Source organism: Chryseobacterium sp. Y16C, assembly GCF_022488405.1.
Lineage (GTDB): Bacteria > Bacteroidota > Bacteroidia > Flavobacteriales > Weeksellaceae > Chryseobacterium > Chryseobacterium geocarposphaerae.
In genome coordinates this window covers 282,143-299,429 of record NZ_CP092711.1, presented here as the reverse complement: position 1 = coordinate 299,429, position 17,287 = coordinate 282,143, and the positions used below count along the sequence as shown (strand labels likewise).

General features: G+C 38.6%; 13 protein-coding genes. 1 reads left to right on the top strand and 12 read right to left on the bottom strand.

Features of this window, described 5'->3' with window-relative positions; translation table 11 throughout:
- Positions 1-75: 75 nt before the first annotated feature.
- From MKS83_RS01225 to MKS83_RS01190, 8 genes are all read right to left on the bottom strand, one after another.
- On the bottom strand, positions 76-921 hold the full coding sequence (locus MKS83_RS01225) for a transketolase (RefSeq protein WP_240581623.1): 846 nt from the start codon (positions 919-921) through the stop codon (positions 76-78).
- 5 nt (positions 922-926) lie between these two features.
- On the bottom strand, positions 927-1,580 hold the full coding sequence (gene fsa / locus MKS83_RS01220; RefSeq protein ID WP_240581622.1) for a fructose-6-phosphate aldolase: 654 nt from the start codon (positions 1,578-1,580) through the stop codon (positions 927-929).
- A gap of 298 nt (positions 1,581-1,878) precedes the next feature.
- Positions 1,879-3,909, bottom strand: a complete 2,031-nt coding sequence (locus tag MKS83_RS01215; RefSeq protein WP_240581621.1) for an alpha-glucuronidase — start codon at positions 3,907-3,909, stop codon at positions 1,879-1,881.
- A gap of 78 nt (positions 3,910-3,987) precedes the next feature.
- On the bottom strand, positions 3,988-4,962 hold the full coding sequence (locus tag MKS83_RS01210) for a glycoside hydrolase family 43 protein (protein WP_240581620.1): 975 nt from the start codon (positions 4,960-4,962) through the stop codon (positions 3,988-3,990).
- Positions 4,963-5,111: 149 nt separating this feature from the next.
- Positions 5,112-6,233 (bottom strand): endo-1,4-beta-xylanase, encoded by a 1,122-nt coding sequence (locus tag MKS83_RS01205; protein WP_240581619.1) that lies wholly within the window; start codon positions 6,231-6,233, stop codon positions 5,112-5,114.
- Positions 6,234-6,498: 265 nt separating this feature from the next.
- Complete coding sequence (locus MKS83_RS01200; RefSeq protein ID WP_120213139.1) at positions 6,499-7,953, bottom strand: MFS transporter; 1,455 nt, start codon at positions 7,951-7,953, stop codon at positions 6,499-6,501.
- Between the two features lie 90 nt (positions 7,954-8,043).
- Entirely contained in the window at positions 8,044-9,954 is a 1,911-nt protein-coding gene (locus MKS83_RS01195) for a sialate O-acetylesterase (protein WP_240581618.1), read from the bottom strand.
- Positions 9,955-9,962: 8 nt separating this feature from the next.
- Positions 9,963-12,332 (bottom strand): glycoside hydrolase family 127 protein, encoded by a 2,370-nt coding sequence (locus tag MKS83_RS01190; protein WP_240581617.1) that lies wholly within the window; start codon positions 12,330-12,332, stop codon positions 9,963-9,965.
- A 543-nt stretch (positions 12,333-12,875) separates the two neighbouring features.
- On the opposite strand from MKS83_RS01190, the gene MKS83_RS01185 reads away from it, so the two are divergent.
- On the top strand, positions 12,876-13,562 hold the full coding sequence (locus MKS83_RS01185; protein WP_240581616.1) for an NUDIX hydrolase: 687 nt from the start codon (positions 12,876-12,878) through the stop codon (positions 13,560-13,562).
- A gap of 2 nt (positions 13,563-13,564) precedes the next feature.
- Here the strand turns inward: MKS83_RS01185 and MKS83_RS01180 are convergent, their stop codons facing one another.
- The 4 genes from MKS83_RS01180 to MKS83_RS01165 form a co-directional block, all read right to left on the bottom strand.
- Positions 13,565-15,472, bottom strand: coding sequence for a DUF294 nucleotidyltransferase-like domain-containing protein (locus tag MKS83_RS01180; protein ID WP_240581615.1), 1,908 nt, complete (start codon positions 15,470-15,472; stop codon positions 13,565-13,567).
- Positions 15,473-15,477: 5 nt separating this feature from the next.
- Complete coding sequence (locus tag MKS83_RS01175; protein WP_240581614.1) at positions 15,478-16,122, bottom strand: 3'-5' exonuclease; 645 nt, start codon at positions 16,120-16,122, stop codon at positions 15,478-15,480.
- Between the two features lie 111 nt (positions 16,123-16,233).
- Positions 16,234-16,590 carry a DUF4260 domain-containing protein gene (locus MKS83_RS01170; RefSeq protein ID WP_240581613.1) on the bottom strand — a complete coding sequence of 119 codons (357 nt, stop codon included), beginning with the start codon at positions 16,588-16,590 and terminating at the stop codon, positions 16,234-16,236.
- Positions 16,591-16,648: 58 nt separating this feature from the next.
- Positions 16,649-17,230, bottom strand: coding sequence for a Crp/Fnr family transcriptional regulator (locus MKS83_RS01165; RefSeq protein WP_240581612.1), 582 nt, complete (start codon positions 17,228-17,230; stop codon positions 16,649-16,651).
- Positions 17,231-17,287 lie beyond the last annotated feature (57 nt).

The window sequence follows — 17,287 nt, the reverse complement described above, 5'->3', positions numbered from 1 at the left end:
TGTGGAAAAAGCGTTGGCAAATTTGCAAAAAAGCGGGAACGGAAGACGGATTGAGCTGCCCAAATAATTCTCAAATTAATAATCACCTAAAGTTTCTTCGAGTTGATCTAATGCTTTTGCCAATTGCTCGTCATTCGGTGCTTTCCCGTGCCACGCATGAGTTCCCATCATATAATCGACACCGTAACCCATTTCTGTTTTCAGAAGAATACAAATCGGCTGACCTTTCCCTGTCAAAGATTTGGCTTCGTCCAGAACTTTCAGAATTTCTTCCATATCGTTTCCGTTTTCTACCTCAAGAACTTTCCAGTCAAAAGCTTCGAATTTGGTTTTAAGATTTCCAAGAGAAAGGACTTTTGAAGTTGGGCCATCAATCTGCTGACCGTTGTAATCGACCGTTGCGATAAGATTGTCAACTCTGTTGTGAGAAGCATACATAATCGCTTCCCAGTTCTGCCCTTCCTGTAATTCGCCGTCACCGTGAAGGCTGAAAACAAAATTCGGGTCTTTATCTAATTTCTTTCCGACCGCATGACCAACTGCCACAGACATTCCTTGTCCAAGCGAACCGGAAGCAATGCGAACTCCGGGAAGATGCTCGTGCGTCGTCGGATGTCCCTGCAATCTGGAATTCAGCTTTCTGAAAGTTGCCAACTCAGATTTGTCAAAATAGCCTGCGTGCGCCAAAACACTGTAAAAAACAGGTGAAATATGACCGTTGGAAAGATAAAAGACATCTTCACCTTTTCCCGTCATATCAAATCCTTCTTTTCTCTTCATCGCATCAAAATAAAGAGCTACGAGAAAATCTGTACATCCTAATGAACCTCCCGGATGCCCCGACTGGCATGCGTGAACCATTCTTACAATATCTCTGCGAACCTGCGAAGCAATACTTTTTAATTTTTGAATATCGTGCATATATTTTATTGCATTTTTTGTGAATCTTTGATGAACTGCTCCAAGCCGGAATCCGTTAAAGGATGCTTCAGCAATGACAAAATCGGTGGCAGTGGACAGGTCACGACATCGGCGCCGATTTTCGCACAGTTGATGATATGCATAGAATGGCGAACAGATGCTGCCAAAATCTCAGTTTCATATCCATAATTATCGAAAATGGTCCTGATTTCCTGGATTAAATGAAGACCGTCTGTGGAAACATCGTCCAGTCTTCCTAAGAATGGAGAAACGTAAGTTGCTCCTGCTTTTGCTGCTAAAAGTGCTTGTCCGGCCGAGAAAATCAGGGTACAGTTGGTACGGATTCCTTTTTGGGAAAAATATTTGATGGCTTTGATTCCATCTTTGATGATGGGAACTTTTACCACGATATTCGGATGAATAGCTGCCAATTCCTCGCCTTCTTTGATCATTTCTTCATAGGTCGTGGAAAGAACCTCTGCCGAAATATCTCCGTCTACAATTTCACAAATGTCTTTGTAATGCTTCAAAATAGCTTCTTTTCCGCTGATTCCTTCTTTTGCCATCAGGGACGGATTGGTTGTAACGCCATCAAGAATTCCCAGATCCTGAGCTTCTCTTATCTGCTCCAAGTTGGCTGTGTCGATAAAAAATTTCATATATAGATTTTTATTTGTTATTAATTATTTTACTCGTTATTAGTTTTAGTTATTAGTTTTAGTTATTAGATTTGATTATTTCATTACTTTCAACACTCTGTTTGTCATTCCTTAGGAATCTAAACCTTTATTTTGGCTCTGTTGAGATTAAACGAGCTGTTAATAAATCTGATTATAATTCATTAAAGTTAAATGATTTTATTTAAGTGTTAAAACTACACTTAATTGATTAAAAAAACAACTTCCTGTCTCAAAAAGATTTAGAAAGTTATTTGTTTAAGTTTATTAAATGGATTGATTAATTGTGATGTCCCATATTGAGCTTGATTTTCTTTAAATCCTCAAGCTGGTGAACAGGTTTTTCAATATCAGACGGAATTGGTCTTTTAGAGAATGTCTGAAAATATAACAGGCACGCATCTTTCCACCAAACGGCATCTTTTGCCTGAATTTTCAGTTTATCCTGAACCTCAGAAAATCTTTGCTGATCAATATAAGGCTGCATTTTATCCCAGGTTTTCTGATAATCTCTCACTTCGTGAACACCCAAATCATATTTATAGCACAGCTCATCCCAAAGCGTTTTTCCGTCTTTCATCTTGTAATCCCAAGGAACGTGATGGAACCAGAGAATCAGCTTTTCAGGAGTCGTTTTAATGTTATTATAGATTTCGTTAAGCGGCGGAAAATATTGCGAAACGGCATCGCTTCCCGTTTTTGTTCTGTCAAATCCGATTCCTTCTGCATTGGCCTGATGATAATACACCGGTGACCAATCGGGTCTTCCGCCTTTGTAATCGCCCCACGGTTCCGGACCGTAATGGTGTCCACCGGCAAAAATGTGGTGAAGACCAAGCGGCATCATATAATCTACGGCAGTTTCACGTGAAGTAAGCATTATTTCTTTGACCGGATTTACAAAGTTTTTGTTATCCGTGAAAGTCATTTTAATCCATTCATCTGCAATCTGTTCTGAGGTTAAATCGTGATTCCAGGCTAGTCTCCCGAAGGCGTACCAATTGGCCTGTGCAAAGTGATGACCCGTCCAGTTTGTATCTTCTCCGATATTGGCAACTGCTGAAATAGCCGTCAGTTTTGCAGGTCGTAACGTTCCGTCCGTGATTTTTGCAATCGTAGAACCTTTTCCGTCCGAAAAAGTATCACTGTCCAAAGTTTCTTTAAATAACGGGGCAAGATAAACCAGATGATTAGCCTGTCCCAAATATTCCTGGGTAATTTGGAATTCGACCATTTCAGAAGTCTTTCTCAATGCTCCGAATAGTGGATTGAATGCTTCTCTCGGTTGAAAATCTATAGGTCCGTTTTTAATCTGAATAATGACATTATCTCTAAATTTTCCGTCTAACGGAACAAATTCCAGATGCGCCTGTTTCGCACGGTCTTCTTTGCTCGGACTGTAAACAAATGCTCTCCACATCACGATTCCGCCATAAGATTTCAGCACATCTGCCATCATATTGGCTCCGTCTGCGTGGGTTCTTCCGTAATCCTGCGGTCCGGGCTGTCCTTCGGAATTGGCTTTTACCAAAAAACCTCCGAAATCAGGAATCAGTTTGTAAATTTCTGCAGCCTTGTCTTTCCACCATTTCTGAACATCCTGATTCAATGGGTCTGAATTCTGTAATCCACCTAAAACTTTTGGTGAAGAAAAATTTACAGACAGATAAACTTTGATTCCGTAAGGTCTGAAAATATCGGCTAAAACTTTGACTTTTTTAAGATAGTCTTCACGAAGCATATTTGGTGATGCATTCACATTATTCAATACTGTTGCATTGATTCCAATGGATGCGTTGGCTCTTGCATATTCTTCGTATCTCGGCGAAATTTTATTAGGTAAGTCTTCCCACTTCCAAAGCGAATGGCCGGCATAACCACGTTCAATGCTTCCGTCAAGATTGTCCCAATGGTTAAGAATTCTTACATCATAGGAAGGTTTTTCTTCAAGTTTCAGATTAGAAAAATCGGCTTTTTGCTGTTGCAAATTCAACAAGTGGTAGCTTCCGTACAGTAATCCTAAGTCTGTTTTTGCCAAAACGCTGATTTTTTTCGGAGTAGAAATGATTTTATATCCGTCTTTAAAATTTTCCGGAAATCTATCAATTTTTAAATCAACGGCTTGTCCTGTCCAATGTTGGTTCAGTTCCTTTTTGGCGATTTCAATGGTCGGACTTTTACTGTTTGAATTAACAATATTTCTTGGCTTCGGATTGACCGGATATTTCAACCATAACCGACTTCCGTCTTCAGCAAAAGCCATTAACGGAAGAATTAGAAACAGTAATATGTAATGTCGGAAATGTTGCATTCTTAAATTTTTAAAATTATTTAAGTTTGGCTAAAGCCAAATGGTATGTCACTTTTTTAAACGGGCTAAAGCCCGTTCCTATTGATGGTCTTCTAGTCCTTCAATGGTTTTGATTTTACCGTCGTTATCATATTCAATTTCGACAACCTTCATACTTCTCAACCATGTTCTTCCACCGCTTGGAACGGAATCGTGGAAAAACAGATACCACTTTCCTTTGAATTCTACAATACTGTGATGTGTGGTCCAACCTACAACAGGCGTCAAAATTTCACCCTGGAAAGTGAACGGACCGTAAGGATTATCACCAACTGCATAACAAATCAAATGGGTATCTCCTGTGGAATACGAAAAGTAATATTTATCGTTGTATTTGTGCATCCAGGATGCTTCGAAAAAACGATGCTTATTGCCGTGAGGCAAAGGATTTCCGTTTTCGTCCAAAATCACGACATCTTTCGGCTCTTCTCCAAATTCCAGCATATCATCACTTAAAGCTACAACTTTTGATGAAATGGCAGGCTCATTATCGTTAGGAAGAATGGCAGATTCTAATGCTTTGTTATTTCTGTAACGCTGCAATTGTCCGCCCCAGATTCCGCCAAAATACATATAATGCTTTCCGTTATCCTCAAAAAGACAAGGGTCGATGCTGTAGCTTCCCATAATCGGATGTTTTTCCGGAATGAATGGTCCATAAGGTTTATCGCTTACTGCAACACCAATCCTGAAAATATCATTTTTGTCCTTCAGCGGAAAATACATATAGTATTTGCCATTTTTGAAAGCCACATCACAATCCCATAACTGTCTCCCCGACCAAGGAATATCCTTCACTGAAAGAACAACACCGTGGTCCGTCACTTCGCCATTTTCCACATCATCAAGGGAGAAAACGTGGTAATCGTTCATATCGAAATGGTCGCCGTTGTCGTTTTCTTCGATGCCACTTTCGCGGTCGTGTGACGGATAAATATAAAGTTTTCCTTCAAAAACGTGTACGGAAGGGTCTGCCATATAATCTTTGGGGAAAAGGTATTTTGCTTTGTTCATTTTATAGTTTAGATTTTTAGATAATAGATTTTGAGTTAAATTTCTCGCAGATTTTTCAGATTTCGCAGATTATTTAAATAACATCTGCTTATTCGCTAAATCTGCGAGAAAAATATTTATTTTTATTTTTGAAATTTTAAAAGCTGATTTTATTTTTCTTTAGTTAATTCAATGATTTTCTCAACGACAGGTTTTGCCTGGTAATTTCTGTCGAATGGCAACGGATAATCGGTTCTGCCTTTTACAGGGAAATCATTTTTCCAGGATTGATTGTCGGTAACGCCCCACAAAGTCACTCGTCTGATTTTATCCTGATGTTTTAGGAATAGTCTGAAAAAATCCAGATAGCGGTTTTCCCATTCTTTTGTCACATTTTCAGGTAATCCTTTGGTGTAAGGATTCATTTTTGCTTCATACTCTACTTTGTCGGAAACGTTGGCAGAAGTTCCCCAAGGTGAAGGAAGCGCACTGATTTCCATTTCGGTAACATTGATTTTTACTCCGGCTGCTGCGTAATCGGTGATTGCTTTTTCGTATTCTTCCAGTTTTGGATTGTCTAATCCTACGTGGGTCTGCATTCCGACTCCATCGATGCGGATTCCTCTGGATTTCAAATCTTTGACGATTTTGGTAACGGTTTTTACTTTTTCCGGAAACCATTCGTTGTAATCGTTGTAATAGAGTTCGGCATTCGGGTCAGCTTCCTGCGCATATTGGAAAGCGAGTGGAATGAATTCTTCGCCGAGAATTTCGTAAAATTTGCTTTTGCGATACGTTCCGTCTTCCATAATGGCTTCATTTACCACATCCCAACCTTTTACACGGCCTTTGTATCTTCCGACCAACGTTGAAATATGGCTTTTCATTCTCTGTTTCAGAACTTCAGGCGAAACATCTTTTCCGTCTTTGTCTACGAAAAACCATCTTGGTAATTGTGAATGCCAAATCAAGGTATGACCGATGATGAACATCTTATTTTTCTCTCCGAATTCTACGAATTTATCCGCATCGCCAAAGAAAAATTTTCCTTCCTGAGGCTGGATAAACATTGATTTCATACAGTTTTCCGCAACAATGGAGCTGAATTGTTTTTTGATGATTTCATCCGATTTTACATCAGTACCGTCAATTTGCGGAAGGCTCATTGCGGTTCCGATGTAGAATTTATTTTTGTAGGCATCTTTCAGGGAATCTTTTGGTGATGCCGAACTTGCTGTTTTGCAGGAAACGGTCAAGGCTAAAATTCCTAATAATGCGGCTATTTTTTTCATTGTTAATTTTTTAAATTTTAAACGCAAAGAGCGCAAAGATTTTTTTGACTACTATACGTTTTTAAGGTTCGAAAAGGCGTTACACTCAGCTAAGGAATACAAAAAGTTCAGATAAACATTGTTTTTCTAACCTTGACAAAGTTTTTAACAGCGAATCTCTCGCAGCCCGGCTTGAGCGGAAATCCTTTTTTGCATTGGAAAAAGTGTTGGCAAAAAAGATTGGGAGCGGAAGACGGATTAAGCTGCCCAAACAATTAAACTAATATTAATCCTCTTTTTTTCTTCTTTCTTTGAGTTCCTGTTCGATTTGCGTTTCCATTTTTTTGTTGATTTCGTAGAACATTAATAATCCACACGCCGCAAAGAACGGAATAGCCGGAAAAATACTGACCAGCATCTGAGCGCCGTTTGCAACGGATTCCGGCTGGATAACATTTTCGGTTCCTTCAGACGAAATATAGCCGTAATGCCCGATAATGGAAGAAACCAATGAACTTCCGATGCTTAAGCCAACCTTTAATCCCACCATCATTGCGGAAAAAATAATTGCTGTGGCGCGTCTGTTGTTTTTCCACTCGGAATAGTCGGCGACATCGGCAATCATTGCCCAAAGCAACGGTGTGCTGATTCCGTAGAAAAAGCCGTGCAGAATCTGGGAAAGGAACATCAATCCTACCGATTTTGGCGGATAAAAGATGAATGCAACGATAAATAAAGTTGAAATGAACAGGGAAGCGATGAACGCATCTCTTTTCCCGTATTTATCGGCAAATCTTTTTGAGAAGGTAATCCCAATAATCATCATAATGATTCCGCCGGCATTAAAGAGCCCGAAACCTGCTGAGCGAGGGTCTTCACCGAAGAAATTCATCCCGATGGAGCTGAAAAATGCGGTAATCGGTGAAATGAAATTTTTCAAAGAAGTTTCATCGACATAATTGTTGAAATAATAAACGTAAGAACCGCCTTTCATTGCGAGAGTAATGAAAATCAAGGCTGTAACTACCAACATTATTATCCAAGGCTTGTTTTTCTTCAAATCTTTTAAATCGGCTCCCAAAGAGGATTCCTGTTCCGGTTTTGGAATGACTCTTTCTTTGGTGGTGAAAAATGTGATGAGCAACATAATGGTTCCGATAATGGCTAACCAGGTCATCACAATTTCGATTCCGGCTGCTTTGTCGCCTTTTCCTGCCGATAAAATTATTGGCAACATAAATACCTGAACGAAAAACTGTGCAAACATCACCGCTACAAAACGGTAAGATGAAATGCTGTTTCGCTCTCCCATATCGCCTGTAATCACGCCGCTCAGTGCTGCGTAAGGTAAATTATTAGCCGCATATAATAAAAGTAAAATTGTATAAGTTGCTGCTGCATAAACCATTTTTCCCTGATACGAAAAATTGGGGGTGCTGAATGCAAACAGTGCTGCTGCACCCAACGGAACGGCAGAAAATAAAATCCACGGACGGAATTTCCCCCATTTGGTTCGTGTTCTGTCTGCCAAAGCGCCGACCAGCGGATTGAACCCAAAACCGGCAATGAGTCCGACAATCAAAGTGATAATGGAGGCGTCTTCCGGCTTTAATCCGTAGATATCGGTGTAAAAATAAGCTAAGTAAGTTACCAAAGTCTGGAAAACCAGATTGGCCGCTAAATCTCCCAAACTGTAGCCGATTTTTTCAACGACAGATATTTTCTGAGATGGATTGTTCATATAGTTTATGGTTGTTTTTTATTTAGATAACAGTTGGTTAGTTTTTAAACCTTCAAGGTTTTTGAAACCTTGAAGGTTTGAATTTTAAAATTATTCCTTTATGAAAGGCGATGCGGGAAGTCCCGTTTTGTTTTTCAGGTTTCCATCGGGATTGTCTGCCCAATCGTAACGGACTGCAACTGGATTCGTTACCGAATCATTCCACACTACAATTGTTTTGCCCTCGATTTTGGCTTTTGCCCAAGACCAGTTTCCATCGGCATTTTTGATGGCAAAACCTTTCAGTTCGGCAACGGGAGTGAAATCATCCGTTCCGGATTTGAAAGTAAGAACGATTTTATTTCCGTTTGATTTCATTGACTGATAAACCGGTCCGTCTGCAACGATGTTTTTCCCGTAAGCCAATTTCATCGCCTGCAAAGCCAACCTGTCTCCTACTGTTTTTTTATCGAGTGGATGAATGTCATTCCATTCTCCGACATCGATTATTACGGCAAGCCCGGCATTCGGAACATTTAGCGAAACTTTACGCTGTTGATCTCTGAGTTCTGCCCAGTTGCTTTCTATCGGCTGTGCTTTTGACTCCATAAAATTAGCCAATTGAACGGTGACGAATGGCATTTCCTTGTTATTGAATTTGTTTCTCCAGTCTGTAATCATTGTCGTCAGCAAATCGCCGTATTCTTTTGGTTTTCCGGTGTTGCTTTCACCCTGATACCAGATTGCCCCCGTGATATTATAATTAATTAAAGGATTAATCATCGCATTGTACAATCCCGTCGGTTTCCAACGGATAAAGGTCGTTCCGGGCGCCATTTTTTCCATTTTTGCCCCGATTTTATATTTCCACTCGGATTTTAAATCTATTTTTTGTCCGTCGATTTCCAAGTAATACGGTTTGTCAGCTATGAACTGTCCTTTTCCGCTTCCGTTGGAAACTCTTATGGCAATTACGTTTTTGCCTTCTTTCAAAACTCCGGCTGGAACGTCGTACCAACGCGGAGGATATTCGTAAGTTACGTTTCCGACTTTTGTACCGTTGATATAGGTTACATCGGCATCTTTGATTCTTCCAAGATTTAAAAATGCTACTTTTCCTGCCTGATTTTTTGTTAAAGTAATTTCTTTTCTGAACCAAACCGAGCCCTCAAAAGAACCTTCCTTGTCTTCCCAAGAACCGGGAATTTTCATTGTTTTCCAGTCCGAATCATTTAAATCAAAATTTTCCCAATGCTGGTTTAGACCTAAATCGCTTTGGTCTAATTCCGCATACCAAGCCTTGCTAAGCGCCTGCTCAGAAGATTCCGTAGATTTTATCAAATCATCATTCTGCCATTTTTTGGCTTCATCGAGATATTCAGGATATTTTTTCAGAGAATTTTCATCCATCCAAGCCTGAATTGGAGAACCTCCTAAACTGGCGTGAATAATTCCTACCGGAACTTTATTTTTTTCACTTAAATCTTTTGCAAAAAAATACGCAACACCAGAGAAATTCAGAATAGTTTGAGGATTGGTAGCTTCCCATTTTCCACCGTCTAATTCGGTTTGAGGCGATTTGAAATTATATTTCTGAGGAACTGTGAAAAAACGGATATTCTGATTGTTTGCACTTTTGATTTCGTTTGAATACAGCGGCGTCAGTCTGCGCATCGGCAATTCCATATTCGATTGTCCGGACGCGAGCCAAACTTCGCCAATAAGAATATCTTTAAGAGTAATTTCGTTGATGGTCATTGTGTACGGACCGCCTGCTTTCTGCTCAGGAAGAATAATTTTCCAGTTTCCGTTTTGGTCTGCAGTGGTTTTGTAGCTTTTATTGAGGAATTTCACCTCTACTTTTTCATTGGCATCGGCTTTTCCCCAAATATTTAATTTCTGGTTGCGCTGTAACACCATTCCGTCTGAAACCAATGCGGGAAGCTTGATTTTGGCTTCAACACAAAGACTGCAAATCAATAGGAATAAGCCCAGAATTTTAGTGAAAATATTATTTGACATATTAGTTTTTATTTTGGTAATTCGTTCAGTAATCTCACTTCAATAATTTTTGGAGTCAGAGATTTTTCGCCTGAAATAAATTTTACGGTGAGTGTCTCTTTATTCTTTTCCGATTCGGGAACCGGGATTAACAATGTTTGTGGTGAGCTTCCCATTTTTCCTTCAAAATCTTTGGAAAATGTTTTAATTCCGTTGATTTCAGCATTCAATGTACGATTGTTATTGGCATCGAAATACAAAAGGTAAAGATATTTTGCATTTTTAGCCTTATTTCTCATTTGATAACTGAACCAGCCTTTAGCATCGCGGAAATGCCTGTCTTCCATATAACCATCGTAAGCATCTTTGCTGTCAAAAAAGTGGTCGGATTCCGGCTGTTGCTCGCCTAACTGAATTTTATCTGTTGTGATATTATCTAGTTTTCGGACAGCTTCTTCTTCCTGAGCTTTTTTCTGCTGAATGATTTCGATTTTATCCTGAGTTGCCTGAGGAAAATAGATGATGTAACGTTCTTCCTGAACCTGATAAAAAGGAACAAGTTCCAATCCGGTACTGAATTTATTCTGAGGATAAAGACCATTAATTTTAAATGTTAAATCTTTTTCACTAACAGGCTTTAAATGATCCAAAACAGTTGTCGAAGATCCTAAAATCGTCGGAATATCATTCAACGGAATTTGAGGTCCGTGTGCAATATGCCCGCCGCGGCTGTCATCGGCAAATAATCCCTGCTGATTTTCTTTGCCATATTTTGCTGCCAAAACGATGGGTCCGTATCTGAACGCATAGTAATCGGAATTATCCGGAAGTTGTTCCGCAGAAAGATGCATCGGCATTTTCATCTCGATGACATCGCCTTTTTTCCATTTTCTGCTGATATTGATATAACCTTCGGAATCGACAGGAATATTGATATTTTTTGAATTAATGAAAACACTTATCTGTGAAGGATTCGTCCATTCCGGAGCTCTCAATTTCAGGTTGATTTCGGATGTTGGAGCAAGGTCAAAAATTAATTTTGTGGAAGGTGTCTGTGGGAAATTATTTTCCTGTCTTAAAACTAATTTTTTCTCCGACCATTTTAAGACAGACGGAATAAACAAATTGACATACAAATTGTTATCCGAATGTGCATAAATCATTTCGCCATATTTCGCGTGGTTTTCCATTCCCGAACCGACGCAGCACCAGAAACTGGTTTCCGGCTGGGAATACACCCTGTAATGACCGGGACGCATCGGCGTGAAGTACACAAAACCACCTTTGTCGGGGTTTTGCGTAGAAAGAATATGGTTGTACAAAGCTCTTTCGTAATAATCCAGATAAGACGACTTTGGATTGGTCGCAAAAAGTTCTTTAGTCAGTTTCAGCATATTGTAAGTATTGCAGGTTTCGGGGCCTTCAATACTTTTAATCATTCCGCTGAAATCGGTTGTTGGATTGAAATGTTCGCTGACGCTGTTTCCACCGATAATTGCAGAACGTTTTTGAGTAACATTCGTCCAGAAAAAATCTGCCGCACTGCTCCACTCTTTATTATGTTCCAAATCTGCAATTCTTTTGAAGCCAATTACTTTCGGAATTTGTGTATTGGCGTGAATTCCCGTCAGCTTATCTTCGTGAATCAGTAATGGATTTAAAATGGCCAGATGCGAAAAACGATGTGCCAACTTGAGATACTTTTTATTTTTGGTAATGTCGTAAACATCAGCAAAAACTTCGTTCAGCCCGCCGTGTTCGCTTCTCAGCATCTCCTGAATCTGCTCATCGGTAAGTCCGGAAACTTCATCAGCCATCCAATCAGTAAGCTTGATGAGCATTTTCTTTGCCTTTTCGCTGTCTGCATACCAATAGGCATCTCGTAAACCCGAATATATTTTGTGAATATTATATAATGGCACCCAACGGTCATTCAATCCGAAAGCGGATGCGCGAATATTGCCATCAGAGATTTCTTTCCAGATTTTTTTGCCATTCGGAACGCCGGAAATATAGCCGTTTCCTGAAAGATCCTGGCAATGCTCCAGCTCATCGATCATATAATCGAGGCGCTGTTTTACTTTGGCATCGCCTGTTGAAGCGTACATCAACGCTAATGCTGAAATATAATGGCCGCCAATGTGACCATCCAACCCCGTATTTTCCCAGTTGGGATAATTTGTTTTTTTAGGATTAAGTCCTGCTTCTTTCAGATAGGGCGCCAGTAAACGGTCGGCATCCATCGACATAATGTAGTTCTTATCCGTCTGCATCGCCCTGCTGAAAACACTTTCAGACAAAGCAACCTTATTCAGCGGAAAATAACTGACCGTTTTGCTCGCCTGTCCAAAAGCAAGCGTGCCTAAACCTAAAAATATTATCAGCGATTTTTTATTCATTAATAAATGTCTATTCAACATTTCTAAAAATAAAAGAAAGAATCAATATGACAAAGAATTTTGCAGAATAAGCCGATGGAATCAAAAAAAAGTATATTTTAAAGTCTTTAAAAAAAAGCTGAAAACAGCAAGGACTTATCATAAAAATTAAGATTATTAAAAATCGCGATAATCAGAACCATACGGCTAAATCGCTTGTATAAAAATGAATACGGAATACCGAGTGAAGGCGTCAGTAATTTATATAAATAACTTATCGTATTTTTAAGACTAAGCCTTGACTATAGTTTTCGGGTAAATTTAAAATGAAAGGAAATTTAATTTTAACATATTTTTAACGTTGAGTTCATCTGTTTTTAATGTTTTTAATGAATAAAATGTAAGCTTCAGAGCCATTAATTGCTCCCAAAATATTAAGGTAAATGATGAAATTTGGATTTTTTAAAAATAAAAAGCAAAATAAAGTGTATAAAATACATTTATATAGTTTCAACTGTAAAATCAAAGCCTAAAAGCATTAACTTTGCATAAAAATTATAATCGATGACACAAGACTATTCTCATTTACCACGACATCTGGTAGCTGTTGACTGCATTATTTTCGGGTTCGATGGCGAAAATCTCAAGATCCTGCTGGTACAAAGGAATTTTGAACCGAAAATGGGAGAATGGTCATTAATGGGTGGTTTTATCGGCGACGAAGAAACCTCTGATGAAGCGGCACAGCGTGTCCTGAACACACTTACCGGGCTGGAAAATATTTATCTAGAACAACTCAATTCCTACACTCAAATCGACCGCGAACCGACGGCAAGAATTATGTCTATTTCGTATTACGCACTGATTAATATTGAAAAAAATATTCAGATCAATGAAAAATACAGTGCGAAATGGTTTGATCTGCAGGATTTTCCAACCTTAATTTTCGACCATAATGAAATGGTGAAAGATGCGGTTCTGAGACTGAGAAGAAGGGCTTCCACACGACCTATCGGCTTCGAACTTCTGCCGGAAAAATTCACGATGAAAGATCTTCAGACTTTATACGAAGCCATCTTCAACGAACAGTATGACAAGCGGAATTTCATCAGCAAAATCAATGCGCTGGATATTCTTGTGAAAACGGAAGGAAAAGATATGAGCTCGTCTAAAAAAGGGTCTTTTCTTTACACTTTCGATGAAGAAAAATACAATAAGAAAATTGCAGAAGGGTTTATGTTTAAGATTTAAACTTAAAAACTTCCTGTAAATTTCACTTTGATTCCCAGCTGGAAATTGGCAATGGTTTTAAAGATTTCGATTAAAGTGACACGCTCTATTTTGGTAAGTTTACTGATTTCGATATAATTATCAGGATGCTTTTTATCAATATTGATCTGGTTTGCCTGATTTTTTAGCCGAAGTGCCATCAGATAATAGTAAGACTGATGCATTTCGTTGTATTGCTGCTGTGTGAAAACTCCTATTTCCGTCAGTTTTTTCATTCGTTCGCCGGTATTTTCTATTTCCAACTGGTTTTTCAATGCATACACACGAAGCAAATCAACAATTGGCGACATCGCAGTCTTGATATCGAAAACCTCTGATTTCCCGATGGTCTGGGTTTTAATTCTTTTCAGAAAAGTCAAAGGCGGTTCGTACTGTAGAGCATTTTTGGCAATATGAGCAAAAAACAGCTGATTAGGTGAAGCTAATTTTTCCTTGATATAGTTTTTCAGGTCTTTCACAATACTTTCTTCGCCATAAATAAAACGGAAATCGAAAAAAGTGGAAAGCTTCATTGCGGTTTCCGGCACCGATTCTTCGATCCATTGGTTGTAATTTCTTTTCCAGTGAGAAAGAGAATGGGTCCATTTGGGATTGCTTGCCATAAAATTTCCTTTGCAGTATTCAAATCCAATGGTATTGAGATCATCCGAAACTTTTTTGGCAAAATCCAGAAAATATTCCCTTACCATTTCGCGGTGTTCGTTGGCTTTATCTTCATAGATAATTCCGTTGTCCTGGTCTGTGCTTAGAGTCTGTTCTTTCCTGCCTTCGCTCCCGGTCACAATAAACGCAAATTTTGCGGGAGGTTTTCCTATCTGCCTGATAACTTTTTCTATTACTTTTACTGTTATTGTATCGGCAATTGTTGTGATGACCTGACTGGCAATCTCCCCGTGCACTCCCCTTCCCAACAATTGAGTAATAATATCTGGGACCTGTTTCCATTTTTTCTTAAGTTCTTCTACACTTTCAGCCTGTTTTACCGATTGAATAAAAACAAGCGGACTCTGCCCTTGCTCGCTCAACAGGCGGTTTCTGCTCAGAAAACCTACATACTCACCATTATCTTTTACAAGAAGATATCTTGATTTGGTTTTAAACATCATCAGAACCGCTTCATAAAGATAGGCGTCGCTCGAAATACTTACAATGGGATTATCCATCACCTCAGAAATTGCAATTCTGGAATCCAGGCAGCGGGCGATAACATTATCTCGCAAGGTAATATCTGTCGCATAGCCGATAATTTCGTCACTTGCTGATTTTTTCACAAAGATGCAGCTTACCTTATGGGCAGCCATTATTTGGGCTGCCTCAAAAACAGGAGTATTTTCTTCGCAGGAAACAATACTTTTATAGGTGATTCCTTTTATTTTTCTGGAATAAAGCTGGTCGGCCGCAAAATAACTTTCTTCAAACGTTGCAGGCGTTTTCACAAAATGAGAAAATTCCTCATCCAGCATTTTTTTACCGAAATCTGATGTAAAATAATGGAAAAAGTCTTCATACGCGTTACACAACTCGTAAAATTCCTTTTTCGGTAATGTATATACAACGGTTCCCTTTTTGGCAATCGCCGATTTCAATGCACGTACTCTGTTCAGCACCACAGATATTCCCCCAAAACAATAAGGCGAATGGTGTATCGAAATACATCTCTTGTTTTCCGCTGCATCGAAAAAAAATGTTTCGTATTCTCCGGATTCAATAATGTCTACCCCTCTCATTTCCGTTACTTCCTGGCGATAGACCAAGGTATCTTTGGAAAACTCGGTTTGGGTAAAAGATTCAGAAATTTCTTCAAGAACAGTTTCTGGCAAGAGGTTGAAAGGTTTTGTCGATTTTAAAAGTGAGACCATTTTTTTGTTCATAAATGCTACTTTAATTTTTCGGATAAAAACATAAGTTTGGATTCAATTTCCTGATGAATTTTTTGGATTTCGGTTTCGGATAATTCTCCACGTTTTTCAATTTCGAAAAAACATTTCGCTGTCATTTCTGCGTCTATCATTGCATCGTGGCAACGTTCCATCGATTCATCAAAAAGATATTCGGAAAGTTGTGGCAATCGTAAGCAATCAATTTCAGGTCGATTAACATAATCCCTGCTTTTGAGCATTGTACAAAAAAAATGACTTTGCTGAAAAGGATTTTCCAAACCTGCCCGATAAAAATCGGAACTCAGCGTATGAATATCAAATTCTGTAAAATGTCCTATAATTAAGGGATTATAAGTTTTGATATCCTCGGACAGTTGTAGTAAAACCGATTTTCTGGATTGCCCATTCTTCTTTAAAAAATCCTTAGAAATACCGTGAATTTTAAATGATTCTGAACTGATTTTCAAATCATTTTCATCCACATAATCATTCTCTTTTTTAATACAATTTTTATTCTCATCAAAAATCAGCCAGGAAATCTGAACTGCAGAAGGCCAATTTGTAATTTCAGAATAAGGGAGATTCCACCGTTTTGGGATTCCGGTAGTTTCTGTATCGATAAAAAGGAAATATTTTTTCAATTTTGGCTGCTTAGAATTTTCCTTATCAAATATAAACAATCGGGAAACATATCCTTTTGTAAATCAATTAAAAATTTATTTTTTATTCAAAAATAAATGGTGCTTAGCACTTTATTCTTTTCCGCTCATCCACCCAAGATGTGTATGTTTAAAATCGTCATGAAACTTCAGTCCATATCCAAACATCCTATCCATTGCAGAATGCGCAAATAAAATAATTCCTATAAATTCCATAACCGGGATTTTCAGCCAAAATCCGAGAATCAAAACAACGATTGCAAGCAATTTGTGATGAAAAAAATTGTAGAGCCGGGCTCCTGTTTTTGGATTGATTAAGTAGCCAATCATCGACACATCGGGAAGCAAAAGGCAAAGCGGGAAAAGCCACCACTGAAATTCTAACTGAGTAAAGAGGAAAATAGCAAAACCAAATTGTCCGAGTTCTTCGAGCTGTAACAGATTTTTCATTGTCTAAGATTTATTTGACAAATGTCTGACAATCGAAAATATATTCTCTTGACAAAAATCAAGAACTTTCTGCCTGTCGCTTCCTGATTCTGCTGAATGTTTCGGGCGTCATTCCCAAAACCGAAGCAATATATTGCAACGGAACCTGATGAAATAACTCTTTGTTCTGCTCAAAATACTGATTGTACCTTTCTTCCGCCGTCATCGAAAGATGGGAGAAAATGCGGTCTTCCATCATTGCAAAACATTTGATGATAAATTGTTTTTCTATTTGAATCCACTTCGGGAATTCCTGGCAAAGTTTTAAATAATCTGTTTTGGAAATGGTCAGTAACTCGACTTCGGTAAAAGCCTGTATCGTCCATCGATTGGGTTGATTAAAGAAAAACCCCATCACATCGGTCACGAAAAAATCTTTTATAGAAAGCCACTGCGTAATTTCCCTGCCGTCTTCCGACAAAGCAAAAACACGCAGAATACCGGATTTCACGATGCTCAATTTTTTGCAAATCTCACCGGAATTTGTAAATATATCATTTTTACCTAATTGTTCTTCCTTAAAATAAGACTGAATGACAGACAGTTCCTGAGAATCCAACGGGCCGAAATGTTGTTGTATCAATTCATTGAAATCATTCATTTATTCTTTCTAAATTTTGGATTAAAATTAAACAAAAACAGGACACCTCAAGGCATC